This is a genomic window from Saccharospirillum sp. ABV4_185 (genome assembly GCF_056159245.1).
Genome location: NZ_JBSWUW010000001.1, coordinates 2,690,794 through 2,716,336, shown reverse-complemented (window position 1 = coordinate 2,716,336; position 25,543 = coordinate 2,690,794). Strand labels below are relative to the sequence as shown.

At 56.4% G+C, this 25,543-nt stretch carries 25 protein-coding genes; 15 read left to right on the top strand and 10 right to left on the bottom strand.

Translation table 11 applies throughout. The annotated features are described in order from the left end of the window. Positions 1-50: 50 nt before the first annotated feature. Positions 51-359: a hypothetical protein gene (locus tag ACXAE6_RS12900; RefSeq protein ID WP_475148748.1), complete on the top strand. Its 309-nt coding sequence runs from the start codon at positions 51-53 to the stop codon at positions 357-359. 5 nt (positions 360-364) lie between these two features. Here ACXAE6_RS12900 and ACXAE6_RS12895 read toward each other — a convergent pair whose 3' ends face one another. Continuing rightward, entirely contained in the window at positions 365-979 is a 615-nt protein-coding gene (locus ACXAE6_RS12895) for a hypothetical protein (RefSeq protein WP_475148745.1), read from the bottom strand. A gap of 286 nt (positions 980-1,265) precedes the next feature. On the opposite strand from ACXAE6_RS12895, the gene ACXAE6_RS12890 reads away from it, so the two are divergent. After that, on the top strand, positions 1,266-2,240 hold the full coding sequence (locus ACXAE6_RS12890; RefSeq protein ID WP_475148742.1) for a class I SAM-dependent methyltransferase: 975 nt from the start codon (positions 1,266-1,268) through the stop codon (positions 2,238-2,240). Positions 2,241-2,246: 6 nt separating this feature from the next. Here the strand turns inward: ACXAE6_RS12890 and ACXAE6_RS12885 are convergent, their stop codons facing one another. The 6 genes from ACXAE6_RS12885 to ACXAE6_RS12860 all read right to left on the bottom strand — a co-directional run bounded on the left by ACXAE6_RS12885 (position 2,247) and on the right by ACXAE6_RS12860 (position 10,686). Further along, complete coding sequence (locus ACXAE6_RS12885; RefSeq protein WP_475148738.1) at positions 2,247-2,960, bottom strand: winged helix-turn-helix domain-containing protein; 714 nt, start codon at positions 2,958-2,960, stop codon at positions 2,247-2,249. Positions 2,961-3,080: 120 nt separating this feature from the next. Continuing rightward, entirely contained in the window at positions 3,081-3,710 is a 630-nt protein-coding gene (gene upp / locus ACXAE6_RS12880; RefSeq protein WP_475148736.1) for a uracil phosphoribosyltransferase, read from the bottom strand. Between the two features lie 4 nt (positions 3,711-3,714). After that, a complete protein-coding gene (locus ACXAE6_RS12875; protein ID WP_475148732.1) occupies positions 3,715-4,788 on the bottom strand; it encodes a Wadjet anti-phage system protein JetD domain-containing protein in 1,074 nt (357 codons plus the stop codon). Next, positions 4,789-8,415: an ATP-binding protein gene (locus ACXAE6_RS12870; RefSeq protein ID WP_475148724.1), complete on the bottom strand. Its 3,627-nt coding sequence runs from the start codon at positions 8,413-8,415 to the stop codon at positions 4,789-4,791. Between the two features lie 2 nt (positions 8,416-8,417). Then, on the bottom strand, positions 8,418-9,224 hold the full coding sequence (locus tag ACXAE6_RS12865; protein ID WP_475148716.1) for a DUF4194 domain-containing protein: 807 nt from the start codon (positions 9,222-9,224) through the stop codon (positions 8,418-8,420). Then, positions 9,217-10,686 (bottom strand): Wadjet anti-phage system protein JetA family protein, encoded by a 1,470-nt coding sequence (locus ACXAE6_RS12860; RefSeq protein ID WP_475148712.1) that lies wholly within the window; start codon positions 10,684-10,686, stop codon positions 9,217-9,219. The genes ACXAE6_RS12865 and ACXAE6_RS12860 overlap by 8 nt, the downstream gene beginning before the upstream one ends. Before the next feature lie 243 nt (positions 10,687-10,929). On the opposite strand from ACXAE6_RS12860, the gene bcp reads away from it, so the two are divergent. The 4 genes from bcp to ACXAE6_RS12840 all read left to right on the top strand — a co-directional run bounded on the left by bcp (position 10,930) and on the right by ACXAE6_RS12840 (position 13,488). Next, positions 10,930-11,406 carry a thioredoxin-dependent thiol peroxidase gene (gene bcp, locus ACXAE6_RS12855; protein WP_475148707.1) on the top strand — a complete coding sequence of 159 codons (477 nt, stop codon included), beginning with the start codon at positions 10,930-10,932 and terminating at the stop codon, positions 11,404-11,406. A gap of 99 nt (positions 11,407-11,505) precedes the next feature. After that, positions 11,506-12,066, top strand: coding sequence for a GTP cyclohydrolase I FolE (gene folE / locus ACXAE6_RS12850; protein WP_475148704.1), 561 nt, complete (start codon positions 11,506-11,508; stop codon positions 12,064-12,066). After that, a complete protein-coding gene (folX, locus tag ACXAE6_RS12845; RefSeq protein WP_392802354.1) occupies positions 12,063-12,437 on the top strand; it encodes a dihydroneopterin triphosphate 2'-epimerase in 375 nt (124 codons plus the stop codon). Before folE ends, folX begins: the two co-directional genes overlap by 4 nt. 67 nt (positions 12,438-12,504) lie before the next feature. Next, positions 12,505-13,488: an asparaginase gene (locus ACXAE6_RS12840; RefSeq protein ID WP_475148702.1), complete on the top strand. Its 984-nt coding sequence runs from the start codon at positions 12,505-12,507 to the stop codon at positions 13,486-13,488. 5 nt (positions 13,489-13,493) lie between these two features. On the opposite strand, the gene ACXAE6_RS12835 is transcribed toward ACXAE6_RS12840, so the two are convergent. Beyond that, complete coding sequence (locus ACXAE6_RS12835) at positions 13,494-13,877, bottom strand: SEL1-like repeat protein (RefSeq protein ID WP_475148699.1); 384 nt, start codon at positions 13,875-13,877, stop codon at positions 13,494-13,496. Between the two features lie 120 nt (positions 13,878-13,997). On the opposite strand from ACXAE6_RS12835, the gene ACXAE6_RS12830 reads away from it, so the two are divergent. The 3 genes from ACXAE6_RS12830 to ACXAE6_RS12820 are packed head-to-tail and all read left to right on the top strand — an operon-like array spanning position 13,998 to position 17,160. After that, a complete protein-coding gene (locus ACXAE6_RS12830) occupies positions 13,998-14,396 on the top strand; it encodes a hypothetical protein (protein WP_475148696.1) in 399 nt (132 codons plus the stop codon). Then, positions 14,393-16,768, top strand: coding sequence for an ATP-dependent helicase C-terminal domain-containing protein (locus ACXAE6_RS12825; RefSeq protein ID WP_475148694.1), 2,376 nt, complete (start codon positions 14,393-14,395; stop codon positions 16,766-16,768). Before ACXAE6_RS12830 ends, ACXAE6_RS12825 begins: the two co-directional genes overlap by 4 nt. Continuing rightward, positions 16,765-17,160, top strand: a complete 396-nt coding sequence (locus tag ACXAE6_RS12820; protein WP_475148691.1) for a diacylglycerol kinase — start codon at positions 16,765-16,767, stop codon at positions 17,158-17,160. The genes ACXAE6_RS12825 and ACXAE6_RS12820 overlap by 4 nt, the downstream gene beginning before the upstream one ends. A gap of 53 nt (positions 17,161-17,213) precedes the next feature. On the opposite strand, the gene ACXAE6_RS12815 is transcribed toward ACXAE6_RS12820, so the two are convergent. Both ACXAE6_RS12815 and ACXAE6_RS12810 read right to left on the bottom strand, forming a co-directional pair. Continuing rightward, entirely contained in the window at positions 17,214-17,612 is a 399-nt protein-coding gene (locus ACXAE6_RS12815; protein ID WP_392802370.1) for a hypothetical protein, read from the bottom strand. A gap of 267 nt (positions 17,613-17,879) precedes the next feature. Beyond that, complete coding sequence (locus ACXAE6_RS12810; protein ID WP_392802372.1) at positions 17,880-18,197, bottom strand: ArsR/SmtB family transcription factor; 318 nt, start codon at positions 18,195-18,197, stop codon at positions 17,880-17,882. 140 nt (positions 18,198-18,337) lie between these two features. On the opposite strand from ACXAE6_RS12810, the gene ACXAE6_RS12805 reads away from it, so the two are divergent. From ACXAE6_RS12805 to ACXAE6_RS12780, 6 genes are all read left to right on the top strand, one after another. Continuing rightward, entirely contained in the window at positions 18,338-18,790 is a 453-nt protein-coding gene (locus ACXAE6_RS12805) for an RDD family protein (protein WP_475148680.1), read from the top strand. Positions 18,791-18,910: 120 nt separating this feature from the next. Next, positions 18,911-20,383, top strand: a complete 1,473-nt coding sequence (locus tag ACXAE6_RS12800; RefSeq protein ID WP_475148677.1) for a leucyl aminopeptidase — start codon at positions 18,911-18,913, stop codon at positions 20,381-20,383. A 109-nt stretch (positions 20,384-20,492) separates the two neighbouring features. Next, positions 20,493-20,921: a DNA polymerase III subunit chi gene (locus ACXAE6_RS12795; protein ID WP_475148671.1), complete on the top strand. Its 429-nt coding sequence runs from the start codon at positions 20,493-20,495 to the stop codon at positions 20,919-20,921. After that, the gene (locus tag ACXAE6_RS12790) at positions 20,921-21,376 is read left to right on the top strand and encodes a hypothetical protein (protein ID WP_475148669.1); all 456 of its coding nucleotides are present in this window, start codon (positions 20,921-20,923) and stop codon (positions 21,374-21,376) included. Before ACXAE6_RS12795 ends, ACXAE6_RS12790 begins: the two co-directional genes overlap by 1 nt. A 90-nt stretch (positions 21,377-21,466) precedes the next feature. Beyond that, entirely contained in the window at positions 21,467-24,319 is a 2,853-nt protein-coding gene (locus tag ACXAE6_RS12785; RefSeq protein ID WP_475148665.1) for a valine--tRNA ligase, read from the top strand. Positions 24,320-24,790: 471 nt separating this feature from the next. Beyond that, positions 24,791-25,540, top strand: coding sequence for a toll/interleukin-1 receptor domain-containing protein (locus ACXAE6_RS12780; RefSeq protein WP_475148662.1), 750 nt, complete (start codon positions 24,791-24,793; stop codon positions 25,538-25,540). The last annotated feature ends 3 nt before the right edge of the window (positions 25,541-25,543 follow it).

Genomic DNA, 25,543 nt, shown 5'->3' with positions numbered 1-25,543 from the left:
CGGTAGCTTGACTGCGCTGCATTCAAGCTAATCTGACAGAGGGACTCAAAGTGGCAGTTTCCGCTCAAGTGATGGTTGAGGCGTCTTCATCGCTGGTCTTTTTACGTCGTCAGCAGGTCGCCGACATGATTGTGGAATTATCGTTTAACGAAGCAGCGCGTCAGCGGCTGCCACAGCTGAAGGGCTTATTGATCGATTCCCTGCAACAGTTGCCTGAAGCCTGTTTTATTGCCGATGACTGGACTCAGATCCTGTCACAGGTTGTGCAGGCGCTGATGAACCCTGGAACTCAAGGCGGCAGCACCCTGCCCACCCATTTGCAATGTGCCATTGGTCAACTGCAACGCCGTCTGCAATAGCGGAATCAGTCTGCGTATGGTTCCAGTTGGGTTAATTGCCATTGCTGGTCTTGCCACACCAGGGTTGCTACGCCGTTTAACGGCTGATTAACACTGGTCTTCAAACGTTCCAGGCGCGGCTCCTGATCAAAAGCCGGGGCCCAGAGCCATTCTGCCAGTTGGTCGGCGACCCATTGGAAATGAATTTCGGCGCGAGTGGCGTCCGTTGCCGAGGATGTCACCCAGATTTCCCCCGTTCCGATCAACTGGGCGTGACCAAAGCGCACCGGTGCCTGGCGTATCATCAAAGGACGATCATAACGGTGTGCGCCAATACGACGGGTCAACAGACCATCGGTCGTCAGGGCTCGTTCGGTGGCAATCATCGGTTGCCGATCCATCAGCCCTTCGGCGACCAACACATTCATCTGAGCAATCAGTCGATCGTGTTCACCGTCGACCAACATCGCCGGCAACGAAGGCATATTAAATTGCATGGCGGTGGGGGTCAGACGCGGTTCGATCAGATTCATGGCAATCAGCCGCAGTTGCTGACGAGCGTGACCGGTGGCGCCGTAGCCGAAACTCAGCGTCGGTAATATCAGCAATAACAGTGAGAAAAAAACAGTCTTAGCGGCCATAACGTTTGTCACCCGCGCCAAATGGCGCTGTTGAGCCTGAAAAGTTTCTATTATGTCGGTACGGCACAAAAAATCTTGATGTTAGAAGACAATCGTTCAACAAATCGTCCTTCAAATTGGGCAGGTGTTCTATAGTCAAATAACTGTTGGTCGTAGCAGCAGCAGTAATGGTGACTACTCCCTAACTGGGGTTTTACCCCACTTTGATGCGGATATCCTCCCCGGTATCCGCTTTTTTTATAAGCGCTGGTACACTGCGCCTCCCCTATTATTAAAGCGACTTGCAATGCACCCTTGCTGGCAAATACTGGAACGCCACCGCGACAGCCTGGACGCCTCTTCAGTTCTGTGGCTCGACCCGCCCGAGAGCCATCCGCTGATCAAAGCCGGCGATCACTGCATCACGCCCAATCGCGCTTTGCATGTTCGCCAACCCGATCGGTGGTTGGCACCCGATAACGCGTGGCCGACAGCTGTCGATCAACTGGTACTGTTCTACCCCAAGGCCAAAGGTCGATTGGAATGGTGGTTGCGTCAAATTCAACAGCATTCAGCGTCTGCCAGGCTGTGGATAGCGGGAGAAAATCTCGGCGGTATCAAAAGCCTGCCCAAACGCGTTGCGCCCTGGGCCGCTTGCGACAAACTCGATAGTGCCCGCCACTGCGGTTTGTTTGAGGTTCAACTGGAAAAGCCGTTGCCGACCGATCAGGACTGGCTCAGCTTCGATTGGAACGGCCAAAGCATTTATGCCCTGCCGGGCGTATTCAGTCAGAATCGGTTGGATACCGGCACCGCCGTATTGCTCGATCAATTACCCGAGTTATCTGGCAATTTACTGGAGTTGGGTTGCGGCTCAGGTGTGCTCAGTCTGGCATTGCTCAACAGCAATCCAGAAAATAAGTTGACGACCTTGGACATTGATTGGTTGGCGACCACCTCGACCGAGCGCACCCTGAGTGAAGCCGGCGTTGCCGATCGTGCGCAAGTGATCTGGTCTGATGGACTCAATGAAGTGCCGCCGGCGCGTTATGATCATCTGATCACCAACCCGCCCTTTCATACCGGTTTGCGCACTCACTATGAACCGAGCGAGCGTTTTTTTGCCGCCAGTCATGACTGGCTGAAACCCGGCGGCAGTCTGTGGTGGGTCGCCAACGATTTTCTCGATTACCAGAGGACGCTGAAAAAAGGCGCGTTCGAAGTACAAGAAATCACCCAACAACGCGGCTTTCGCATTTATCGGGCGCTGCGCAAAGGCTGAACTGTTTCAGTGTTTGGAAAGATCGCCGACGAATAAATAACCTTTGGAACGCACGGTTTTAATACGGCGCGGGTGCACCGGATCGTCACCGACTTTAGGGCGAATGCGCGACACCCGAACATCGACTGAGCGGTCCTGGCCATCGTATTCAATGCCCCGCAGGCGACTGAAAATTTCTTCCCGCGTCAGGATCTGACCGGCATGACTGGATAACAGCCACAGCAGGTCGAATTCGGCACTGGTCAGATCAATCTGTTGCTGGCCCAGCCAGGCTTCACGCATGGTGTTATCGATGATCAGATCGCCGAACTCCAGACGCTCGGTCTGGCGTCTGGCTTCCAGCCGGCGACCGCGTTCCGCGCGACGCGTCAGCGTCTGACAGCGCGCCAGTACCAGGCGATGGCCGGTATTTTTAATCAGGTAATCATCCGCGCCCATGTCCAGGCCAAGCACCTGATCCATCTCGCTGTCGCGGTGGGTGTAGAACAGAATACCGCCGTCGTAATCCTTGCGGCAGAGTTTGCAGATGGTCAGGCCGCTTTCACCCTCGAGATCGACTTCCATCAATACCAGGTGCGGCTGCTCTTCACGAATGCGTTTTAACGCCTGGCTACTGTCGGTTTCCAGCTCAACGTCGTATTCATTATTGATCAGGTACTCGCGAAGCTTGCGAACATCTTCAGGACGGCTGTCCACCATCAAAATACGCTTCTTGCCCATCGTGTCCGCCCGATATGCCACGGAAGTCCAACTCCATTGAAGCCATCGGCATCAGCGCGCGACGGCATGTTGTTTTGTCATGCCATTACTCTAGACGGTATTCGCGAATTTGCAGCTTTTTTAGCGGGTGCCAAAGATCTTATCGCCGGCATCGCCCAGACCGGGAATGATATAGCCGTGCTCATTCAGTCGCTCATCGATGGCCGCTACATACAGATCAATGTCCGGATGCGCCTCGGTCACCGCTGCCAGACCTTCCGGTGCTGCCACCAGGAACAAACCCATGATGCGCTTACAGCCTTTCTCCTTAAGCAGATCGATGGTGGCGATCAAGGTACCGCCGGTGGCCAGCATGGGATCAACAATCAAGGCGGTCCGGTCATCAACGTCTTCAATGACCTTATCGAAATAGGGCACCGGATCGAGCGTTTCCTCGTTGCGATAAAACCCGACCACACTGACCTTGGCGTTGGGGATCAACTGCATTACGCCGTCGAGCATACCCAGGCCGGCACGCAGAATCGGCACTACGGTGATTTTTTTGCCCTTGATGCGCTGCACCGTCATCGGCTCGCCAGTCCAGCCGGTGATCTCGAAATGCTCGGTTTCCAGTTCACGACCGGCTTCATAAGTCAGCAGATTACCCACCTCCCCGGCCAGTTCGCGAAAATGTTTGGTGCTGATACCCGCTTCACGCATCAGACCGAGTTTGTGCTGGATCAGCGGATGTTTAATTTCATGAACGGCCATTATCTTAGTCCCATTCCAATTGATTCAAATTCAGTACGGCTTCTTGGTGCACATCGCCACCTTCGAGCAAGGTAGACAGCTGCTCAGTCTCAATAGCGTTTGCTGGGCTGATCGCTTGCAAAGACGCCATGGCTATATAAGCGGCCAACCAGGGTTTTAATCCGGGAAGCAGTGTCTGCATGCGGGTCAATATAACCAAGCCTTCAGAGTCCAAATCGCCCCAGTAACGTATGTCATAATCGCTGGCCTCAGCGTCGAACCAGAATGCTTCAAAATGCCTGATTGCCTCCGGGTCTGAGCCTGCGGTATAGCCAAAGTAACACTGATCGCGGCTCAACAGCCGTTGTGAGGCGGATCGATTACCGGCAACAAATATTAATCCTAGGTGCTCGCCACGACTGTCCACTAAACGCAGATAGGTATCCTGATTCTCAATCAGCGCAATACGCCTAACGCCAGCAGGCAGGTGAGCATGTAGCAACAACCCGCGCTCAACCAATTGCCAGCCACAGGCTACTCCCAAATTAGCCAGCCAATCGCGTGCTCGAGTCGAATTTTCCGTTAGTTTGGCACTTCCAAACAGGTAGGCCCCCAGTTGCTGACCACTGTATTCCTTGCCCACATCTAAGGTCATCAGTCGCTGTAACCCCAAAGCCCAGTCAACTGATTCCTGCGCCGCCCAGGATGGATGAGGAGGATTAGCCAACAACCATTCAGCTATATACTCAGAGAGTGCCGAGTCGGCCACCAAAACTGGCCAGCGTTCTGCAAACTCGATGCTGGGATCAGCTAACAATTCAAGCAGACGCTGGCGATGCCGTTCCTGAATAACCAGAACTGTTCCGAGCAGACGTTCATCCGCCGCAGGTCTGACTTCAAAAACATCATCCTGAGCAAGCAATGCAAGACGCTGCAACCATTCTTCGCTCTCATCCAGAGTCGAACTGATGCCAAGGCTTCGTAGTCGTGGCTGAGTCAATTTGAACCGATATTCGTCGCGACCACTGTGTTCTTTCAGGATACGCCGCAACAGAGCATCGAGTTGAGGTAACTGATTGATCTGTTGCGACAGGTTCATTTACAGGTCCGCCATAAAATCCAATTCTGCCTGCTGACGAATCACCTTGCGGTGATTGGCCCAGAGCGCCTTAATTTTATCCTGATTGCAGCGCTGGCGATCGACCAGCACCCGCGACTGCAATTCACCAACGCGGTGACCACCGGCCAGCGGCACTTTGGAAAACACAAACTGGTTAGAAATCATGTCCATAAAGGGGCCGGATTTACTGGTCGGCATAATAAACAGCAATTGCAGGCCGAGCGCTTCAGTCAGATAGCGAATCACCTCTTTGGAGCGCGTTTCGTCCATTTTCGAGAAGGCTTCGTCGACCAGCACCATACGCAGATGGCTGTCGCCTTCATTAAAACGAAACGCCGAGGTGATCGCTGCTGAACGAATAATATAGGCCGGGGTTTCCAACTGACCGCCGGAGCCGGTGCCGTATTGGCTCAAGGCAATCGGTTGTTTGCCTTCGGGTTGTTTGTAGATTTCGTAGTTGCGGTAGTTGCGGTAATCGGAAATCCGTTCCAGTTCGCGCAGTGCTTTTTGATCGTCATCGTCGAGCAGCATCGCCATTAACTGATCGCGAATGCGCGCCGAGCGTTCACTGAGTTCAGCATCAAACAGGGTCTGGCCTTCGCCCAGGGTCGGGTTTTTAATCACTTCATCGAAGAAGTGCCAATACTCCTTGTACTCCGGCAACCATTCCCAGTCGAACCAGTAGCGTTCGCTGTCGGCACCAAAACGATGATGCTCCAGCTCGCGGTTAAGATCTTCCAGCACCCGTTTGCCATCGTTGATCGACTGATAGATCGCATGGCAGAGGTTGGTAACGAAGGCATTATTAAAGCTTTCTTTCAGGCTGCCCAGGTTATCGACTTTCTCGACCAGAATATTGTTCTTGATGCGGTTATAAATCTGGTCGATCTGACGGCGCAGCGAAACGATGCCTTTAAAGAAGTCACTCGAATGCAGGTCGGAATAATTCAGATCCAGGGCGATGGCATCCTGCGGCTGGCATTCCTGATTGTGCTCGGTTAAGGAGCCTTCCAGGCTGTGCGCCAAACTGTTCAGTTCGCTCTCCAATGAATGCCGCAATTTATCCTGCACAGCAGGGTCTGCCGTCTCAGCGGTTTCATCCGCATCGGCCAGACGGGCGTCGACATCGAAGTCCGGCCAGTCGGTGGCGATGGTGCGCAGGTAGCCTTCTTTTTGCTCCGAACGCAGCGCGGTTTCTTCCTGCTGGTCGCTCAGCGCCTGACATTGTTTGGACAGGCTTTCCAAGCGTTCACCCAGGCTGCCTTTGCGTTCAATCAATTCGCGAATGCGCTGATCGAGCGTCTTCAGTTGTTCGTTGACCTCGGCGTATTCTTTTTCCAGCGCGCTGGCGTCGCTTAAGTCCAGATTGGTCAGCGCTTTTTCGGCCGCCCCCAGACGCCGCTGGGTGTCGAGCATTTCACGCACCAGATCGCCATGCGCCAGATGCGCCAACTGATTCACCGCCTGATACAGACCACTGACTTCCGCGACCTGACTTTGCAGATCGTTGGCCTGGCTCGCCAACTGATTCAGTTCGTCTTTTTTGGCCGCCAAGGCGCGTTCGCGCGCACCCTGACCAAACACCAGATCGGCAATCGGCAGATCGCAGCGATACATGGCGTAGGAACCCGAACCAATACCGGCCTTGGTGACACCGCGACGCGTGCGCTTAAGTTCGTCGGTACTGTCGCACTGCTCAACCAAACCGTAGCTCGCGGTCATATAAGCGCGGGCAATGGCGTGATCGAAACGCATCAGATGGACGATGGAATTGGCCGGTAATTTCACCCGGTCAGCATCGGCCTGCGCCTTGGAACCCTGGATCACCCGGGCGCGGTTTTCTTTGGGTAACTCGCGCACCGTCTGAATGGCCTGAGCTTCGAATTCCGGTTCCACCAAAATGGCGAAACGGCCACCGCCGATATAGCCCTCGATGGCCGATTGCCAGTCATCGTCTTCGATTTCTACATGGTCACAGAGCACGCGCGGATCGGCTTGCGGCCAGGCATCGCGAATGGCTTCCAAAGCGGTACGCACATGATAGGGATAATTCAGGCGTTCGCCGGCCAGGCTGTCGATGTCCTGCTGTTTGCGATTCAGATCGAGACGCAACTTGGCGAGCCGCTGTTCACGACGGTCCTGCACCCGTTGCAGTTGGTCGCGCAGGCTGACACCGCTGCTGGTGCGTTCGTCGCTGAACCAGGCGTCACGCCACTGGTTCAAGGCACTTTGCTGCGCCAACACTTCATCCAGATGCTGTTCCAGCGGCGCAATGTCGATCCAATCCTGATTCATCAAGGTGCGGAAATCGACCGGGCGACGGTTGTGTTTGGCGACGCTCTTGGATAACTGGTTCAACGACTTGTCACCCAGATCGGCAATCTCGGTCACCAGACTGGTTTTACTCAGCGCCTGAATAATGGTTTCACTGGCGTCGAGGCTGCGACCTAAGGCGTCGTCTTGTTTAAGCAGCGGTTCGGCTTGTTGAATCAGCCGCGTTTTGGCCTGTTCAATTTCCTGCTCCAGCTTGTCTTTCTCTTGCAGTGCATCGACACCGCGACGCTGTGCTTCCAGCGACACCAGTTGTTCGTGCGTCTGGTCACGACGTTGTTCGGTGACGTCGAGCTCGGACTGCACATCATCGCGTTCCTGACGCAGCCGCTGCTGTTCGTTCTTGGCGTTCAGATATTGCTGCTGGTCTTTAACAAAGCGCGCCCGGGCGGTGGTGTAATCGGCCAGGTTGAAATCCAACCATTGGTCGATATAAGCATCGGCGCGGCCACGACCTTGCGACAAACGCTCCACGGTGCGTTTCAGTCGCGCTGCCTCACCTTCCATGCCGCTGATGGTTTTCATCAGGTCCGACACCGTGCGAATGGCTTCGCCGAGATCTTTCTGTTCGAGAATTTCCTGGGCCACAAAACCGTTGATCGAACGCACCGGCTTGTATGCCATAAAGCGAGAAAAAGCACGCGCGGCATTGAGTGCTTCGCGTTCGCTGACGGCGTCTTCCCGGCCGCGAATGGCGGCATAAAAACGGCGTAGATATTGTTTCTTGGTGTCGTATTTTTCCACCGACAAACCGCGCGCTTTTAAGTAAGGCACAATTTTATCGAGGGTGACGACCTGGCGGCCGTCGGTGCCTTCGGCAACGAAGTCGACCTTGCCCAGCTGTTCACCCTGCGCCACCAGATAAACCATATCACCCAGGCGCGCCACGGCCTGACCACCGGCGCGATCGATAAAAGCACTGGCGCCAATTACCGCGGTAAAAGGCTCGCCGGGTTCGCCTTCGGTGGGATGAAACACAGCCGCCAGATAACCCACGGCACCATCGGGACGAGCATAGGAGCCATCGTCACAACCGAGAATATAGGACGCCAGGGTACGCACCTGTTTGCCACGGCCGCGCTGGGTGGCTTCGTCCTGACCGGGGTTAAAATGAAACAGTGTATCGTGGGCGGCGGTCATCACTGTCTGGATGGCATCGGCCGCTGTGGTCTTACCGGAACCGTTACCGCCGCTGAGCAAATTGATGGGGCCGAAATCGAATTCCAGCAGCGGAATATTGCCCCAGTTTACGTAGATAAATTTCTTCAGAAACATGATCAGTCCCGTGCAAAGACAGAAGCGGTGTCGTCGGTAACGGCGATGCTGGAATCATCAGCGTCATCCACTGCTGATTCGTCTTCGGTATCAACCTCTGCAACTGAGCCGTCAGCTTCGCCTAAAGAGCCTTCAGCGTCGGTTGCTGCGTCTTCTTCCGAGGTTAATTCGGCCTCATCGTCGGCCGGCGCGTCGGTTAAGGTCGACAACACCTCGTCGGAAACATAGCTGAGAATCATCGGTCGGATACGCAGCCAGAAATCGCCGCTTTCCACCGCTTCGTCCTGATTCAATTGGATCAGGCGCAACTGACGCAAACGCCGAAACAACTGCCGACGTTCGGTCATATTCTCCGGCAACGAACGGCGCAACACATTGCGCATGGCAATGCTGACACCTTCCAGTGACGCCAGGACGCAACCGTTTTCATCAACCTGACCTTCACGCAATGCCCGGTCGTAGAGACTGCGCAGCACCAGCACCAGCGCCACTTCCTGCTGTGACAAACGCGCCCGGAAACCACCGCTAAATGGCCCTTCGCCGCTGTTATCCAGGCCGGGCACTTCGGCACCGGGCGGGAACAGGCGGACAAAATGAAAACGACGATCGTGCTGAATCTGAATGCCCAGCAATTCCAGATAGTCACGCACCGGTTCTTCCAGGCGCAGATAACGGTCGTACAACTGTTGCTCTACCTGGCTTTCATCGCGGCACAACACGCCGTGATCCAACAAACGGATCAGCAGCTCACTGTACTCGGTACGGCTGAGTCCCTGACGGTCCAGGAGTCGATCCAACTCATCAAACATCGGGTGTCTCCTCGGGCTGGTTGGCGTTCTTGTTCACCAGCCGGATAGTAAAGTTGTCACTTGATTCAAAATATTCACCGGGCTGATCGGCGTTTTTCCACTCGACGCTGAATTGATAGTCGGACGCCAGCGATTGGTTGGCACCCACTTCAATGGCGTGCGCCAAGGCCAGCAGATCATCGGCGGTGGCCACCGGCAATTCGGCGGTGGTGACCGTATCGCCATTGCTTAACCGACGCGCCAAATATTGCCGCACGCGGTTGTCGTTAATTAAGAACGCCTGGTCGAGCAACTGCTGTACATAGAGTTCGCGGCGGGCATCCATATCGAAATCATCGCTGCTGTCTTCGAGCACTGAAGTTTCGAACGAGCGTCGCGTGCGCGGCGCGTGTAGCCGCACACCACCGGGGTCGACAAAGCCGATGTTGGGCACCGACATCAAATCGCTGGCGCGTTCCAGCGCCGCCGCCACACTGTCGTCATCCTGCTCGACCAATTGCTGGCACACTTGCACCACGTCGTTGTGTTGCTGGCCGGCCAGATAGCTGATCTGGCGAATGACGATATCGGCGCGCTTGGTAAAGCTGGCGAGCGCCCGGCGCAACGCCGGCAGCATGATGTCGGAGGCGGACTTCAGGCGACCTTCGATATGATCGAGCAAGGCCCACAACAGACTCTGCCCTTCGCGCACCTGTTCGGGCAGCAGTTCGCGCAGACGTTTTTCCGCCCGCGCTTTGAATTCGCGTTTCTGGTGACGAATGCGGCGCACGCACTCGGCAATTTCATCGCGGTATTTCTCCACGTTATCCGCCGACAGACGGATGGCGAGGTCGGGCTGGAAGCGCTTCTCCATATAATCGAAGAAGTCTTGGGTGGCGCGCTGCACCAGCACCTGATCGCCCATTTCGCGCACCAGATCGCGCTTGCGATCATCGAGCTCGGCAATGATGTCGGTGAAGTCGGCGATGATGCGTTCGGAGTTTTCCCAGGCGTCGAGCAGATCGTAAACCTCGCCGCGCTCCAAAAAGGCTTGCAGGGAGTTACGCACATTGCGGGTGTTGCGATGGTGCGAACGCACGCTGGACAGATCACCGGCGACGAACGGCTCGGTAAACTGACGGCCAAAACGGCTGAAGGTAAAGCTGGATTGCAGCGTGGCTTCATCGACCTGCTTGTCGATCCAGCCGTGTTCGATTAAGGCGTTGAGCACCCAGACCGCCTGATCGCGATCGCTGCGAAAGCGACCTTCGGCTTCGCCATCCTCGCTGGCCAATTCCGGTGCGCGCGCCAACGCACCCTGGAAGGTATCGACCAGGTCTTCACGCGACAGTGCATGGCCATAATCGGCGCTCGATGAGGTGTAGAGCCGGTGATACAGCTCCTTCAGACATTCAACAAACTGCTCGCGGTACTTGCCCGTCAGCGGCTTGAAGAACTGACTGCGGTCCTTTTCAAAAAACATAGGGAAATCAATAGTTTGGAGGTAGCGCTACCGAGGACCTGAGGATACCGCAAATTGCCCTTGGCGGACAGAGACAAAGGCCGCCAAACGCTGATCGACGGATGAATTCTGGGTGAATGCCGAGGAATGCTTGGTGAATGCTTGGTGAACGCTTGAAAGTCCCGCGGCGGGCCTTATGTCTGAACCGATTCACGGCCCCGATCGTACCGATTGATAACCGCACAACACAGAAGGAACCGCTCAATGACTGCTTTGCAACTGCCCGAAACCGGCAAGCCGGCCCCGGAGTTCACCACCCTCAATCAACGCGAAGAGAGCGTTTCACTCAAGGACTACCGCGGCAAAAAGGTCGTGCTCTACTTCTACCCCAAGGCGATGACGCCCGGTTGCACCACCCAGGCTTGCGGCCTGCGCGACAGCAAGGCCGAACTGGAAAAACGCAACACCGTCGCCCTCGGCATCAGCCCGGACGCACCCAAGCGGCTGGTGAAGTTTATCGAAAAAGAAAACCTGAACTTCGATCTGCTCAGCGATGAAGACCACGCTATCGCCGATCAATATGGCGTCTGGGGCCTGAAAAAATTCATGGGCCGCGAATTCGATGGCATCCACCGTATCACCTTTATCATCGACGAAGACGGCAAGCTGGCGCATGTCATGGAGAAGGTGAAAACCAAATCGCACCATGACGATGTCTTAGCGGTCATAGACAGCCTTTAAGCTAATAGCCTCGGGCAATCGGCGGTCTAGTTTCTGACCGCTGATCCTCCGTCATCAAAGTGTCGTATACTGCCGTCCAATCACAGATCGAGAATTGTCATGCCGCCGAGTCTGACCGACCACTACCGCAACATCATTCTGGAACTGGGTGAAGACCCGGAACGCAATGGTCTGCAAAAAACCCCCGAACGCGCCGCCAAAGCGATGAGTTTTCTCACCGAAGGTTACGGCCTGTCGTTGGAGGCGGTCACCAACGAGGCGGTGTTTGAGGCCGACAACGACGAGATGGTGGTGGTCAAAGACATCGAATTTTATTCGTTGTGCGAGCATCATCTGCTGCCGTTTTTTGGCAAGGCACACATCGCCTACATTCCCAATGGCAAGGTGCTGGGTCTGAGCAAATTTGCCCGCATCACTGATATGTACGCGCGCCGGCTGCAGATTCAGGAACAACTGACCAAGCAGATCGCCGAGGCGATTCAGACCGTTACCGATGCCAAAGGCGTCGGCGTTATTCTCGAAGCCAAACATATGTGCATGACCATGCGCGGTGTACAAAAGCAAAACTCCTGGATGACCACTTCGATGATGCTCGGCGGCTTGCGCCACTCGCAAAATACCCGCAATGAATTCCTTAACCTGATCGGCAGGCCCTCATGATTCGCGAAAACACCCAAGCCCGTATCCGCATCAAAGACCTGCGCCTGCGCACCTACGTCGGCATCAAGGAAGAGGAAATCAAAAACAAGCAGGACGTGCTGCTGAATATCAGCATTCGTTTTGATGCCAGCGACGCCATCAATTCCACCGAGATCGAAGACACCCTGAACTATCGTTCCATCTGCAAGGAAATCATCGAGTTTGTCGAGACCAACCAGTTCCTGCTGCTCGAACGCATGACGCATCAGGTGCTGACGCTGATTATGGAACATCCGGAAGTGCACGCCGCCGAAGTCGAAATCGATAAACCTCATGCCCTGCGCTTTGCCGAATCGGTTTCTATTGCATTGAGCGCTGAACGCCAAAGCTGAACCCGACACTTTTTCACACCTATCACCTGTGCCGATCGGCGCAGGCTTTCGCACGAGAACAGAAATCATGGCGCGTTATCTGATCATCAACACCGGCGGCACCATCGGCATGGCCGAGGGCAGCAATGGCCTGGAACCTCAACCCGGACTGCTGCGTGAAACGCTGGAAAGACATCCGCGTCTGGCCGGCTGGCGTGAGCACGAACTGCTTTGGCAGGAATGGCAACCGCTGCTCGACTCATCCGATATTCGCCCAACGCAGTGGTATCAACTGCGCGATCAGATTGTCGCCAGCGATGCTGATGGAGTTTTGGTGGTACACGGCACCGATACCCTGGCCCACACCGCAGCCGCACTCAGTTTTTTATTGTCCGGCACCGAGCGCAGCGTGGTTATTACCGGCGCCATGCGTTCACTAACGCAAAGCGACAGCGACGGCTTTGCCAACCTGGAGATGGCACTGCAGGTATTGCAACAAGGTCGACCGGAAGTCTGTGTCGCCTTCGGTGGTGATGCTAAAGCCCGTTGCCTGCCGGGAAGCCGCGTCAGCAAATACACCGACCACAGCAAGGACGATGCGCTGTTCGCACCAGGTTGGCACGACGATGATTTCGAGCAGCCGGCCGGTCGTGCCGAGCAACCACCGATGCGCCCCTGGCGTCCGGCGGCTATCGGTTTAATCACTCTGTTTCCGGGTATGCCGCTCGATGGCCTGATGAGCATGATCGAACGCAACTACCGGGCGCTGGTGTTGAACGCTTACGCCAACGGCAATGTGATGAACGATGGCGACTTAAAACGCATCCTCGAACGCGCTGCCGACAAAGGTATTCCGGTGTTCGTACGCAGCCAGGTGCCCGACGGCGAAGTACAGTTGGGGCATTACGCCGCCAGCAGCATGATGGCCGACATCGGCGCCATCGCCTGCGGCAATATGCCGCTTGAAGCGGTGCTTACCAAGTTGCAGATTCTGGCTTGTGAATTCGACAGCGGCGACGCCATCGTGCGCGGCTTTTTAGAACCCTGGGCGCGCGAGTGGCAAAGGCACTGAACAACTCAGAGCTGCTCTCTTTGCTCTAGTTGCGCTTCGGCCAACGGATGGCCACCGCGTGCGGCCAATTGCAGGTAATGCTCGGCTTTGTCAGCGTTGGCCGCAAAGCCCGGCGTCAGGCCATCGACATAACACTGATACAACTGCCAGGCGGCTTTGGGACGCGACACACCGGCCACCTTGGCCAAATAGCCGGCACCGGTGGCACGGGCGCCGCTGTCGCTGCCTTTGTGCAGCAACAGAAAACCATACAACTCCTGCGCATCGGCATCACCGCGATCGGCCAGACGACGAAAGCCGCGCATCAAGCGGTCGTGCACCCAGCGATAACGCGTCAGCCAGCGGCGGTGAAACACCCAATTCAACATCCGAAACATCACGGTTGTCATTCTCCTGTCATGGAAATCGTTTAATACGGGCGTTATACCACAGCCTTCAGTTGTTCCGTGTCCTCAGCCCTTACAGCCGATATAATGCCGCCCCGAATGCTATGAACCAATGGAGCCAAGATGACTACGGGCACCTGGACACCCGACGCCACCGCCCCAACCCCGCCCGATTCGGCTGTACTCGCGCAAGCGGCCGAGCTGGGACAGGCCGATGCCGATCAATTTCCCGATCAGCCACTGACCGAACTGAGCGCGTTGCAACCCTGGATGCGTCGTCAGCAGGCCGACTGGGCCGGACTATTATCAGCACTGGATTCCGCCACTCTGGTTGGGCTGGTGCGTTTCTTTACCCTGGCCGAGCACCACTGGGCTGGCTGGGAAGGCCGCGACCGCAATCCGGTGGTGTGGTTGTGCAAAGAACTGAAAACACGCGGCGAATTTCCCGATGCCGACCTGACCCGCTGGATCAAAGACCACACCGACAACCGCTTTCTGCCCTACGGCAACCCCTTGGCATGAAACTCGATGCGCTGCCCGTCGATGCGCTGCGCGAAACGGTACTGACACACTGGCAGGAAGGCGGTTGCCTGCTGCAATCGCCGCCGGGCTCGGGTAAAACCACGCGCTTGCCGTTGTGGTTGCTCGAGGCCGACCCGCGCGAAACCATTTTGCTGTTGCCTCGCCGGCTGCCGGTACAACTGGCGGCGCAGCGTCTGGCCGAACAGCTCGGCGAGCCGGTCGGCCAACAAGTTGGCTACAGCCTGCGCCACGACACCCAGCGCAGCGCCAAAACCCGGCTGACGGTCACCACCTACGGCGCCTTTTTACGCCGCCTGCAACAAGACCCGGAACTCGAGGGTGTCGGCACCGTTATTCTCGATGAGTTTCACGAGCGCGGGCTCGATCAGGACGTCAGTCTCAGCCTGGTGCACAGCTGCCGCGAACTGTTCCGTCCGGATCTGCGTCTGCTGCTGATGTCCGCCACGCTCAGCATGAGCCTGCTGGAGCAAGCGCTGGGGCTGCCAACCGTTGAATCCGATGGTCAGTTATACCCATTGACCGAGTCGTACCACTCGCCCGGTCGTGGTGATGCCGATGCGCTGATGGTTGAGCTGATCGCTCAGGCCCGCGTTGACTGGCCCGGTCATGTGTTGGTGTTTTTGCCGGGTCTGGCCGAGATCGAACGTATCCGCCAGCGTCTGCCGGCAGACTGGCCCAGTTGCGTAGTGCACAGCCAGGTGCCGCAGGATGACTTGCACGGCCACTTACAACTGGCCGAGCCGACGGTCATTCTGAGCACCAATCTGGCGGAAAGCAGTGTCACCTTGCCGGGCGTGCGCTCGGTGGTCGACAGCGGCCTGGAACGTTATGCCGAAATTGACCCCGCCACCGGCCTGACCGAACTGAAGACCCGACGCATCAGCAAATCCAGCGCTCGCCAGCGCGCTGGCCGGGCGGCGCGTTTAGGGCCGGGGCATTGTTATCGGCTGTGGTCTCAGACCGAGCAAGACGGCCTGGCGCCGGACCAGCCTCCGGAAATCGCCCAGGCCGATTTAACCTCGCTGGTACTGACGCTCGCCGATTGGGGGCTGGAACGCAGCGACGCCTTCTGGCTGACGCCACCAACGCCCGGGCGCTGGCAGTCGGCCGTGCAGCAACTCACACATTGGCGGGCGCTCGATGCTGATCGGCAACTGACCGACCACGGCCGACGCTTAATCCGCCTGGGTCTGGAACCGGCTTTGGCGCATCTGGTCGTCACCGGTCATCAAGCGGGCCATGGCAGCGATGCCGCCTGGCTCGGTGCGTTGCTCGGCAATCAACTGATCTGGCCCGAGGCCAGCGCAGGCGGTTTCGCCCAGGCCGTGCAACAAGCCGACCGCCAGATTCAACGCGAAGCACGCTTGCTGGCACAACGGCTCGATTGCGCCTTGAACAACAGCGCCCGACTGCTGCCCGAACCGATCCTGATCAATGCCCTCAGTCACCGACTGATGCACCGCGACAGCCAGGGCCGCGCCCGTTTAGCCAATGGCGCGGCGGTACGCGGCTTTGCAGCAGCATCCAACTGGCAACTGCTGTTGCACGGCCGCAACCGCCAAGGCGAAGTCGATATCCAGCAGGCGCTGCCGGTTGCTGAAGCCAACGTGCGTAACGCCCTGCCCGAGCACAGCGATATCGTGCTCGCCAGCGCCCAGGATCACAGCCGTTTTGTGCGCCGCCGCTGGCTGGGGCCGTTTTTAATCGATTCCCAGCCAACCCGCGCCGACGCCAGCGAACAACGTCTGGCCTGGCAAAACTGGCTGGCTGAACAGCCTTTATCGAACTGGCCCAAGGCCGACGCTCTGAACAGCCGGCTGCAGCGTTATCGCTTCGCCAGCCAATTGCTCGACGACTGGCCAGCGCCGGCCAGTGCTACCGAACTGGCGCAAAGCATCGAACCCTGGCTGAACGGCCTCCAGCGATTAGATGAACTCGACAGCTGCGCAGTATTCGATGCCTGGATCGGCTATGAGCGCGCTGACGCCTTAAAGCGGCTGTGTCCGACGCACTGGCAGGCACCCTCAGGCCGACGTTGTGCCCTGGACTATGAGCCCGATCAACACCGCGTCACCGCTGCGTTAAAACTGCAGGAAGCTTTCGGTCTGGCGCAAACGCCCAGCCTCGTCGACGGTCGTCAGCAACTGACTTTGGCGCTGCAAGCTCCAAACGGCCGCGTACTGGCGCAGGTCACCGATCTGCCGCACTTCTGGAGCAACATTTACCCTGAGATTCGCAAGGAAATGCGCGGCCGCTACAATCGCCATCCCTGGCCGGAAGATCCCATCCAAGCCCCGGCTACGGCCGCCACCAACCGCCAACTTCGTCACCAAGGACACTCGACGTCATGACTTCGCCTTATGAAAACCTGCGTCAATATCAATCGGCCGGTGTACGCCGACTGATCAACGCCACCCGTTACAGCGTTCAGGGCGTGCGCTCAGCGTTCCGACACGAAGCGGCGTTTCGACAAGAAAGCTGGCTGCTGCTGGCTGGGGTGCCCTTGGCATGTTGGATCGCGCAATCGGTGTGGCAGGGGGCAATACTGATATCAGCGTTAATGCTGATCATGGTGGTGGAGATGATCAACAGCGCCCTGGAGACGCTGGTGGACAGGGTAAGTACGGATTACAACGAACTGTCCGGCCGGACCAAGGACATGGGATCGGCAGCGGTCTTGTTGACCATTGTCATCGCCATTGCGCTTTGGTCGGCCGCTGTGTGGCAGCGTTTTTTGGGCTGAACGGCCCTAACGACTGGTTGAGCTAACAGTCTTAGCCTCGGGCAAACTCACCCTTAACCGCGGGCAAACTCCCGATACGGCCAGGTAGAGGCCGGACGGTCTTCAACCCGTTCAATGTGGCCAAAATCCCGTTCGATATGAGCCATCACCATCATGGCGATTTCGAATTCGGATTGTTGATCCAGCTCTGCACCGGTCACCGCAAAACACAGCCGACGACTGGTCCGTAAGGTGGCGCGAATATCCACCTTGTCGGTGCAAAAACGCTTCACGAAGGATTTCAAGCGCTCCGGCTGGGTCACTGGCTGAATCAAGGTTAACCACCAGGTCCGCTCCCAACAATTGGAGGCAAGACGAATACGCGGCGGTAACGGCGGGTGTTCGTGGCTGTTGTACTCCGGCAAACGGAGTCGACTGATATTGGCGTCGTTTCTGGCTTTCGCTTCTGACATCGTTTTTCAATCTGCTTAGGAAGACCCGGTGGAAAGATAGAACAATCCTTGTGAACCTATCCCTGCTCAAAAAACAACCTATACACTATATAGACAATGTCAAACAGATAAGCAGGCGGACAACAATGTCACCAAAAAAACGTGAAGCAGTTCAATAATTAACCACAATAAACGCCAAAAACATGACGGCAGGGTGTTTTTGAGCAGCAATCTTACGGGGTTGACAAAGAAATGGCGCTCTGCGAGGACCGCAGAGCGCGGCAGCCATCAATCAGGACAATAGAGGCTGTAGAGTAAACCGAGCACTTGCTGGGCTTCGTCACTGGCAATTCGGTAATACACCGTCTGAGCTTCCTTGCGAACAGCCACCAGGCCATCCTGTCTCAGCCGTGCCAAATGCTGCGACAGCGCCGATTGACTGAGCAGAATACGTTCATTCAACTGAGTCACCGACAATTCGCCGCCCACCAGATTACACAAAATCAGCAGACGTCGTTCATTGCTTAACGCTTTCAGCAGCTTCGCTGCCTGACCGGCCTGTTCTTCCATGATGGCCAGCGTCTTAGATTGAGCAAGCGCTTCCATCGAACCACTCCTTGCAGGTCATAGGTGTCATACAAGCTGCTAAGGATAGTCAAAAAAAAACAACTAAGCAGGCCTTTTATTGGCACTTTAGTAGCAATCCGTTAGCCTGCCCTCCCTGCTAAAGCTAAGACAACGGCGCCATGACTACCTTTGAACACCCTTCGCTGCTTCGGTTAATCGGCTCGGTCCTCTACGACTGGTTTATTCTGATCGGCGTGCTGATCATCGCCGGCTTCGTTCCGGTCACCATCAGCCATTTCACCCTGGGCCGCGATGCCATTGAAGGCGGTTTGCCTGCGGTGCTGTTCTGGCTGTGGAACCTGGGCATCATCATGCTTTATTTCATCGGCTTCTGGCGCACCAAAAAGCAGACCGTCGGCATGCGCGTCTGGCGCCTTCATATAGAAACCGAGACCGGTCAGCCCGTTAGCTGGCGCCAGGGGCTGATCCGCTTTGCCGTTGCTTTACCGGCCTGGGGTCTGGCACTGATCGGCATTCTGTGGCGCTACGCCCACCCGCAACGGCTCAGCTGGGCCGACCGCGCCAGCCAGACACATCTGGTTTACACCCCCAAGGCGAAAAAGAAAGCCTGATGCCCTGCCCGCCCGTCGGACGTTTCGCTATCATGGTAGCCAAGGTGTCGCCGGAGAACCTGTAAGCACCTCTCTTGCCCGACGCCAGTTCATTTATCAGTCACTGTTTTTGGAGACAACATGCAATTCAACGTCAATCACGGCGCAATCGACGCCATCGACACCGATGCTCTGGTGATCTACCTGTTCGACGATGAAGACGCAGCCAGCCTGACCGCGCTCAGCGGCACTCACACGGCTCTGTTTAATACCCTCAAAGATCAAAACCTGCTGGCGACCAAGGTTGGCCAGGTCACGCCGCTGATCGGTCATGCCGATCTGCCTGCCGGCCAGGTATTGCTGATCGGTGCCGGCAGCCGCGCCAAGCTGAACGAAAACAATTTTATCAAGGTCATCAAAGCCACCCTTAAAGCCCTCAAACAGGCTAAGGTCAGCTCAGCCAGCCTGGCGCTGGATGATCTCATTGCCGCTAACCGAAGTGTTCAGTGGAGCGTCGAAAAAGCCACCGAGCTGATGCTCACCGGCCTCTATCAATACGACACCACCAAATCCAAAAAAGCCGACTCGAATAAACTGGAACGGTTGGATTATCTGGTTGTTCAGCAAAACCTCGACACCGCCATCAAAACCGGTCGCGCCCTGGCGCACGGCATGAATGTGGCGCGTGAGCTGGGCAATCTGCCCGCCAATATCTGCAACCCGGATTACCTGGTCGAACAGGCCAAAAACCTGGCTGACGCCTACGACGAAATCAGCGTCGAAGTACTGGGCCAGAAAGAAATGGAAGAACTCGGCATGGGCTCTTTCCTGGCGGTGACTCAGGGCAGCGCCAACCCGCCCTACGTTATCGTCATGAAATACAACGGCGGCAAGAGCGACCAGAAACCCCACGTTCTGGTCGGCAAAGGCCTGACCTTCGATGCTGGCGGCATTTCCATCAAACCAGCCGCCGGCATGGAAGATATGAAGTACGACATGCTCGGCGCCGCGTCCGTTTTCGGCACGCTCAATACGCTGGCCGAACTGAAGCCGGCCTTGAATGTGATCGGCGTGATCTGCGCTGCCGAGAACATGTGCTCCGGCACCGCCACCCGCCCGGGCGATGTGGTCACCAGCCTGTCTGGCAAGACCATTGAAATCATCAACACCGACGCCGAAGGCCGATTGGTACTGTGCGATGCGCTGACTTACGTCGACCGCTTCGAGCCGGCCAGCGTGGTTGATATCGCCACCCTGACCGGTGCTGTTATCATCGGCCTGGGTCACCACCCGACCGCGGTTTACGCCAATAACGAAGAGCTGCAACAGCAGTTGGTCGGCGCTGGCCAGGCCAGTTGGGACCGCGGTTGGCCGATGCCGCTGTGGGAGGAATACAACGAAGAACTGGAAAGCCCCTACGCCGACCTGCGCAACATCGGCGCTGGCCGCGCTGCCGGTTCGATCACCGCTGCTGCGTTCTTGTCCGAGTTCACCCGCGACTACAACTGGGCGCACCTGGACATCGCCGGCACCGGCTGGACCAGCGCCAAAGAAGGCGCTACCGGTCGCCCGGTCGGCATGTTGACGCGCTATCTGCTCGATCGTCTGAGCTGATCGCCCGCTGCAGTTTTCAAAAAGGGGCCCTGCGCCCCTTTTTTGATGCCGCCTTTGTTCTATTCTCTAGTTTGATTACCCTAGTGGCCGAACCACCATCGACAGGCTTATGACCCGCATCGACTTCCATATCATTCCCGCCGTCCAGACGCTTGACCGCCTGGCTTACGCCGCCCGACTGGTGAGCAAAGCCCGCTCACGTCAGCACTCGGTACTGCTGGCGGTGGATGACGCCGACCAGGCGCAACAACTAAGCGACGTGCTCTGGGGCATAACGCCCGATAGTTTCCTGGTGCACGGCTTGCTCGACGGCGAACCCGAAGGTGTGCAGATCGGCTGGCACAATCACCCCGGCCAGCACCATGATGTTCTGGTCAATCTGGCATCAACCCTGCCCGATTATTTCTCCCGCTTCGAGCGTGTGTTCGAAGTGGTCAGTCAGGAACCGTCGGTGCTCGAAGCCAGCCGTCAGCGTTATCGCTTCTATCAGGATCGCGGCTATCCACTGAACCGCCATGACTTGCGAGACCGTGTCTAGTGACCAACGACAGCGTTCGCCAACAGCTGCTGCACGATCTGGAAGCATTGCGCCAGAGCCTGGATCATATCGCCCAGACTCCAGCCTCCACCGTGCCGCCCATTGTTGACAAAGTGGTCGATAAAGGGGTTGCTGGAGCGCCGGACAAAGAGCTCGACAAAAGATCCTCGCCGCTGAACCCGGACAACCCCTTTCTATCGTCCGATTCGCTGTCCGAGCTGATCCGCATCCGCAACGAAGCCGAACGGCGCGCCGCCGAAGAACAGGCGCAATCGGCACCGCCGCTCGACCAACCCTTAAGCGACGAACTCGAAGCGGCGTTTAATCACTGGGCCGACCAAGCCCTGGCCGACTACATTTCGCTGTTCGAACGCGACCTGCGCCGCCGCCTGCGTGCCGATTTCATTCGCCTGCTCAACGAACATCAAAAGCACTCGCCAGACGGCTCGGCTTAGCCCACTCGCCCATGTATAATGCGCGGTTCCGTGCGTCCGCCAGCAGCGGACATTCCGAGCCAAGACGACAGCGAGTTGACGAGCAGCCCCATGGAGAAGACGTACCAACCTCAGGCGATTGAAGGCAAACACTACCAGCGCTGGGAACAGAACAACTACTTCCAGCCCAGTGGCCAAGGCGATTCCTACTGCATCATGATTCCGCCGCCGAACGTAACCGGCAGCCTGCACATGGGCCACGCTTTCCAGCAAACCCTGATGGACGCGCTCACTCGTTATCACCGCATGGCTGGCCGCAACACCTTGTGGCAACCGGGTTCGGACCACGCCGGCATCGCCACCCAGATGGTGGTGGAACGCCAACTGGCGCGCGACGGCATCAGCCGCCACGATTTGGGCCGCGAAACCTTTATCGACCGCGTTTGGCAATGGAAAGAAGAATCCGGCAACTCCATCACCGGCCAGATGCGCCGCCTGGGTGACTCCGTCGATTGGTCGCGCGAACGCTTCACCATGGACGAAGGTTTATCCAACGCCGTGCGCGAAGTTTTCGTTCGCCTCTACGAAGACGATTTAATTTATCGCGGCAAACGCCTGGTCAACTGGGACCCGAAATTCCACACCGCCATTTCCGACCTGGAAGTGGAAAGCAAAGAAGAACAGGGCTCGCTCTGGCACTTCCGCTACCCGCTCGCCGATGGTGCCAAAACTGCCGAAGGCAAAGACTACATCGTCGTCGCCACCACTCGCCCGGAAACCATGCTCGGCGATACCCTGGTCGCGGTGAACCCGGAAGACGAACGCTACACCAACCTGGTTGGCAAAGAAGTCGAATTGCCGCTGGTTGGCCGTCGTTTAAAAATTGTTGCTGACGATTACGTCGATCTGGAATTCGGTACCGGCTGCGTGAAAATCACCCCGGCGCACGACTTCAACGACTACGAAGTCGGCAAACGCCACGGCTCGGTTCTAGTCAATATTTTCGACAAAGATGCCGCCGTATTAAGCGAGGCCGAAGCCTACGATTACCAGGGCAAACCAGTCGACTACGACACCAAACTGCCCGCCGGTTACGCCGGTTTGGATCGCTTCGAAGCGCGCAAGAAAATCGTAGCCGATTTCGAAGCCGCCGGCCTGCTCGACTCGATCAAAGACCACACCTTAATGGTGCCACGCGGCGACCGTTCCGATGCCGTCATCGAACCCTGGCTCACCGACCAATGGTACGTCTCCGCCAAACCGCTGGCCGAACCGACCATCAAAGCGGTGGAAAACGGCGACATCCAATTCGTACCCAAGCAATGGGAAAACACCTTCTTTGCCTGGATGCGCGACATTCAGGATTGGTGCATTTCCCGTCAGCTCTGGTGGGGCCACCAGATTCCCGCCTGGTACGACGCCGACGGCAACTTCTACGTCGGCCGCAGCGAAGCCGAAGTGCGCAACAAGCACAACCTCGGCGCCGACATCGCATTAACGCAAGACGAAGACGTACTCGACACCTGGTTCAGTTCCGCGCTGTGGACCTTCTCCACCCTCGGCTGGCCGGACGACACCGAGATGCTGAAAACCTTTCACCCGACCAACGTGCTGGTGACCGGTTTCGACATCATCTTCTTCTGGGTCGCGCGCATGATGATGATGACCATGCACTTCATCAAAGACGACGATGGCAAACCGCAAGTGCCGTTCAAGCAGGTCTACATCACGCCGCTGATTCGCGATGAAAACGGCCAGAAAATGTCGAAGTCGAAAGGCAACGTCATCGACCCGATCGACTTGATTGACGGCATCAGCGTCGACGACCTGGTCGCCAAACGCACCTACGGTTTGATGCAACCCAAGCTCGAACAGAAAATCGAAAAAGCCACGCGCAAAGCCTTCCCCGAAGGCATGGAACCTTCCGGCACCGACGCCCTGCGTTTCACCCTGACCGCCATGGCGAGCCAGGGCCGCGACGTCAACTTCGACGTCAAACGTCTGGAAGGCTACCGCAACTTCTGCAACAAAATCTGGAACGCCGCGCGCTACGTGCAGATGAACACCGAAGGCGAAGACTGCGGCCAAAACGGTGGCGACGTCGAACTGACGCTGGCCGACCGCTGGATCATCTCCGGCCTGCAACGCCTGGAAGCCGATCTGGAACGCTACTACAGCAACTACCGCTTCGACCTGATGAGCCAGGCGCTGTACGAATTCATCTGGAACGAATACTGCGACTGGTACCTGGAACTCTCCAAGCCGGTATTGTGGGACGACAACGCCAGCGCCGAGCGCAAACGCGGCACCCGCCGCACCCTGGTGCGCGTGCTGGAAACCCTGCTGCGCCTGGCGCACCCGGTGATGCCGTTTATCACCGAAGAAATCTGGCTATCGATCAAAGACCTCGCCGGCAAAACCGGCGACACCATCATGCTGCAACCCTACCCGCGCGCCGATGAAACCAAGATCGACGCCACCGCCGAAGCCGACGCCGAATGGCTCAAAGGCGTTATCGTCGGCATCCGCAACATCCGCGGCGAAATGAACATCGCCCCAGGCAAAGAACTGCCCGTCCTGTTCCAGAACGGCAGCAGCGAAGACCAACGCCGCCTGCAGGAAAACGAAACCTTCCTGAAAACCCTGGCGAAACTGGAAAGCATCACCTGGCTAAACGAAGGCGACGACGCCCCACCCGCCTCCACTCAGCTCGTCGGCCAACTGAAAGTATTGGTACCGCTAGCCGGCCTAATCGACGTAGCCGCCGAACAAGCCCGCCTCAGCAAAGCCATCGACAAAGCCAAGCAAGACCTGGCGCGTGTAGAAGGCAAGCTGAGCAATGAAAGCTTTGTTAGCAAAGCACCCGAAGCGGTGATTGCTAAGGAGCGGGAAAAGGCTGAGGGGTTGGCGACCAGCGTTCGAGACCTGGAAGGTCAGTTGAAGCAGTTGGATGAGTTGGGGTGATTTAACGACCACTGCTCTATAGTTCTAGAGAAAGCCCCCTGTTTTCACCGACAGGGGGCTTTTTTGTTGGGCCGAATACTGTACGAAGAACAGCCAAGGGCTTCGAATCCGTTCAAAGCGGACAAGAATGCGCCTATTGGAAAGACAGGAAAATGTCGGTTGTGATACTTATACATTTTAACAACTAACTACATTGGCAGCCGTGTAACTGGCCGGGCGGTAGCGTGTTTATGGTTAGACTATATCCACCGGACATCACCATCCCATGCTAATGCTTGCATACGAAATAAGCAGAGGTCCGAACGTTTTTCCGGAATTGATGACAGTGGTATAAGACTTAAACCACACGGATACGTACTACGCCTACTGGGCCGGAGTAGAACAGCGTAGTAACGTTAAACCAAGGTCCCGCCGAAATAAGAGGCGTAAGTGACTATGAATAAACTGTTATAAATCTTGATGGAATGAACTATGGCAAATAATCCTCCACGAGTCTTTGTTTCATATTCACACGACTCTGCCGAGCATAAAGAATGGGTTCTTAATTTTGCTACCACGCTGCGATTGCGGGGTGTTGATGTCGTTTTAGATCAGTGGGATCTCAAGCCGGGTGGGGATCTTCCGCATTTTATGGAATCCCACTTGGATTCCTCAGACTTCATATTGATGGTGTGCACTGAAAATTATGTAAGCAAAGCAGACAATGGAGAGGGAGGAGTCGGTTATGAAAAAATGATTATGACTTCTTCTCTGTTATCAAAGATAGATCAGTCCAAGGTCATACCTATAATTCGTCAGCATGGCCAGAAAGCTACGCCAACATTTATGGCGTCGAAGTTATACATTGATTTTTCTAAAGATGAGGAAGCAGAGTACGCTTATGATGATCTGCTTCGGACTCTTCTTGACGCACCGCTATTTGTGAAACCTGAAATCGGAACTCAAAGTTTCTCAACCGCCCAAGAAGCTCGCCCGCAAAGAACTGCCGATGGCCTAAGAAAGTTTATGGCCGACGTGGCGGTTACTTACGATAAAACTTCAAGTACGCCAACGATCTATCTTTCGAATCTTTTCAGTATCAGCGATATGCACCGCCTATCGGTTGACCATTATATCAGAGTGGCGAGCGAAAAAGGGTTGATCGTTTGCGGAGAAAGTTCCTTGAGACTTACTGATGAAGGTAGATCCTATATTTTTGAGAATGGTGTTGTTGATTTATAGCAA

Coding starts and splice junctions, on each gene's coding strand:
- ACXAE6_RS12810 (WP_392802372.1), bottom strand. CDS start 18,197: ATGGAAGCGCTTGCTCAATCTAAGACGCTGGCCATCATGGAAGAACAG.
- ACXAE6_RS12785 (WP_475148665.1), top strand. CDS start 21,467: ATGGAGAAGACGTACCAACCTCAGGCGATTGAAGGCAAACACTACCAG.
- ACXAE6_RS12830 (WP_475148696.1), top strand. CDS start 13,998: ATGACTACGGGCACCTGGACACCCGACGCCACCGCCCCAACCCCGCCC.
- ACXAE6_RS12895 (WP_475148745.1), bottom strand. CDS start 979: ATGGCCGCTAAGACTGTTTTTTTCTCACTGTTATTGCTGATATTACCG.
- ACXAE6_RS12865 (WP_475148716.1), bottom strand. CDS start 9,224: ATGTTTGATGAGTTGGATCGACTCCTGGACCGTCAGGGACTCAGCCGT.
- ACXAE6_RS12780 (WP_475148662.1), top strand. CDS start 24,791: ATGGCAAATAATCCTCCACGAGTCTTTGTTTCATATTCACACGACTCT.
- bcp (WP_475148707.1), top strand. CDS start 10,930: ATGACTGCTTTGCAACTGCCCGAAACCGGCAAGCCGGCCCCGGAGTTC.
- ACXAE6_RS12890 (WP_475148742.1), top strand. CDS start 1,266: ATGCACCCTTGCTGGCAAATACTGGAACGCCACCGCGACAGCCTGGAC.
- ACXAE6_RS12885 (WP_475148738.1), bottom strand. CDS start 2,960: ATGGGCAAGAAGCGTATTTTGATGGTGGACAGCCGTCCTGAAGATGTT.
- folX (WP_392802354.1), top strand. CDS start 12,063: ATGATTCGCGAAAACACCCAAGCCCGTATCCGCATCAAAGACCTGCGC.
- ACXAE6_RS12840 (WP_475148702.1), top strand. CDS start 12,505: ATGGCGCGTTATCTGATCATCAACACCGGCGGCACCATCGGCATGGCC.
- ACXAE6_RS12815 (WP_392802370.1), bottom strand. CDS start 17,612: ATGTCAGAAGCGAAAGCCAGAAACGACGCCAATATCAGTCGACTCCGT.
- ACXAE6_RS12800 (WP_475148677.1), top strand. CDS start 18,911: ATGCAATTCAACGTCAATCACGGCGCAATCGACGCCATCGACACCGAT.
- ACXAE6_RS12805 (WP_475148680.1), top strand. CDS start 18,338: ATGACTACCTTTGAACACCCTTCGCTGCTTCGGTTAATCGGCTCGGTC.
- ACXAE6_RS12835 (WP_475148699.1), bottom strand. CDS start 13,877: ATGACAACCGTGATGTTTCGGATGTTGAATTGGGTGTTTCACCGCCGC.
- ACXAE6_RS12820 (WP_475148691.1), top strand. CDS start 16,765: ATGACTTCGCCTTATGAAAACCTGCGTCAATATCAATCGGCCGGTGTA.
- ACXAE6_RS12825 (WP_475148694.1), top strand. CDS start 14,393: ATGAAACTCGATGCGCTGCCCGTCGATGCGCTGCGCGAAACGGTACTG.
- ACXAE6_RS12875 (WP_475148732.1), bottom strand. CDS start 4,788: ATGAACCTGTCGCAACAGATCAATCAGTTACCTCAACTCGATGCTCTG.
- ACXAE6_RS12795 (WP_475148671.1), top strand. CDS start 20,493: ATGACCCGCATCGACTTCCATATCATTCCCGCCGTCCAGACGCTTGAC.
- folE (WP_475148704.1), top strand. CDS start 11,506: ATGCCGCCGAGTCTGACCGACCACTACCGCAACATCATTCTGGAACTG.
- ACXAE6_RS12860 (WP_475148712.1), bottom strand. CDS start 10,686: ATGTTTTTTGAAAAGGACCGCAGTCAGTTCTTCAAGCCGCTGACGGGC.
- ACXAE6_RS12870 (WP_475148724.1), bottom strand. CDS start 8,415: ATGTTTCTGAAGAAATTTATCTACGTAAACTGGGGCAATATTCCGCTG.
- upp (WP_475148736.1), bottom strand. CDS start 3,710: ATGGCCGTTCATGAAATTAAACATCCGCTGATCCAGCACAAACTCGGT.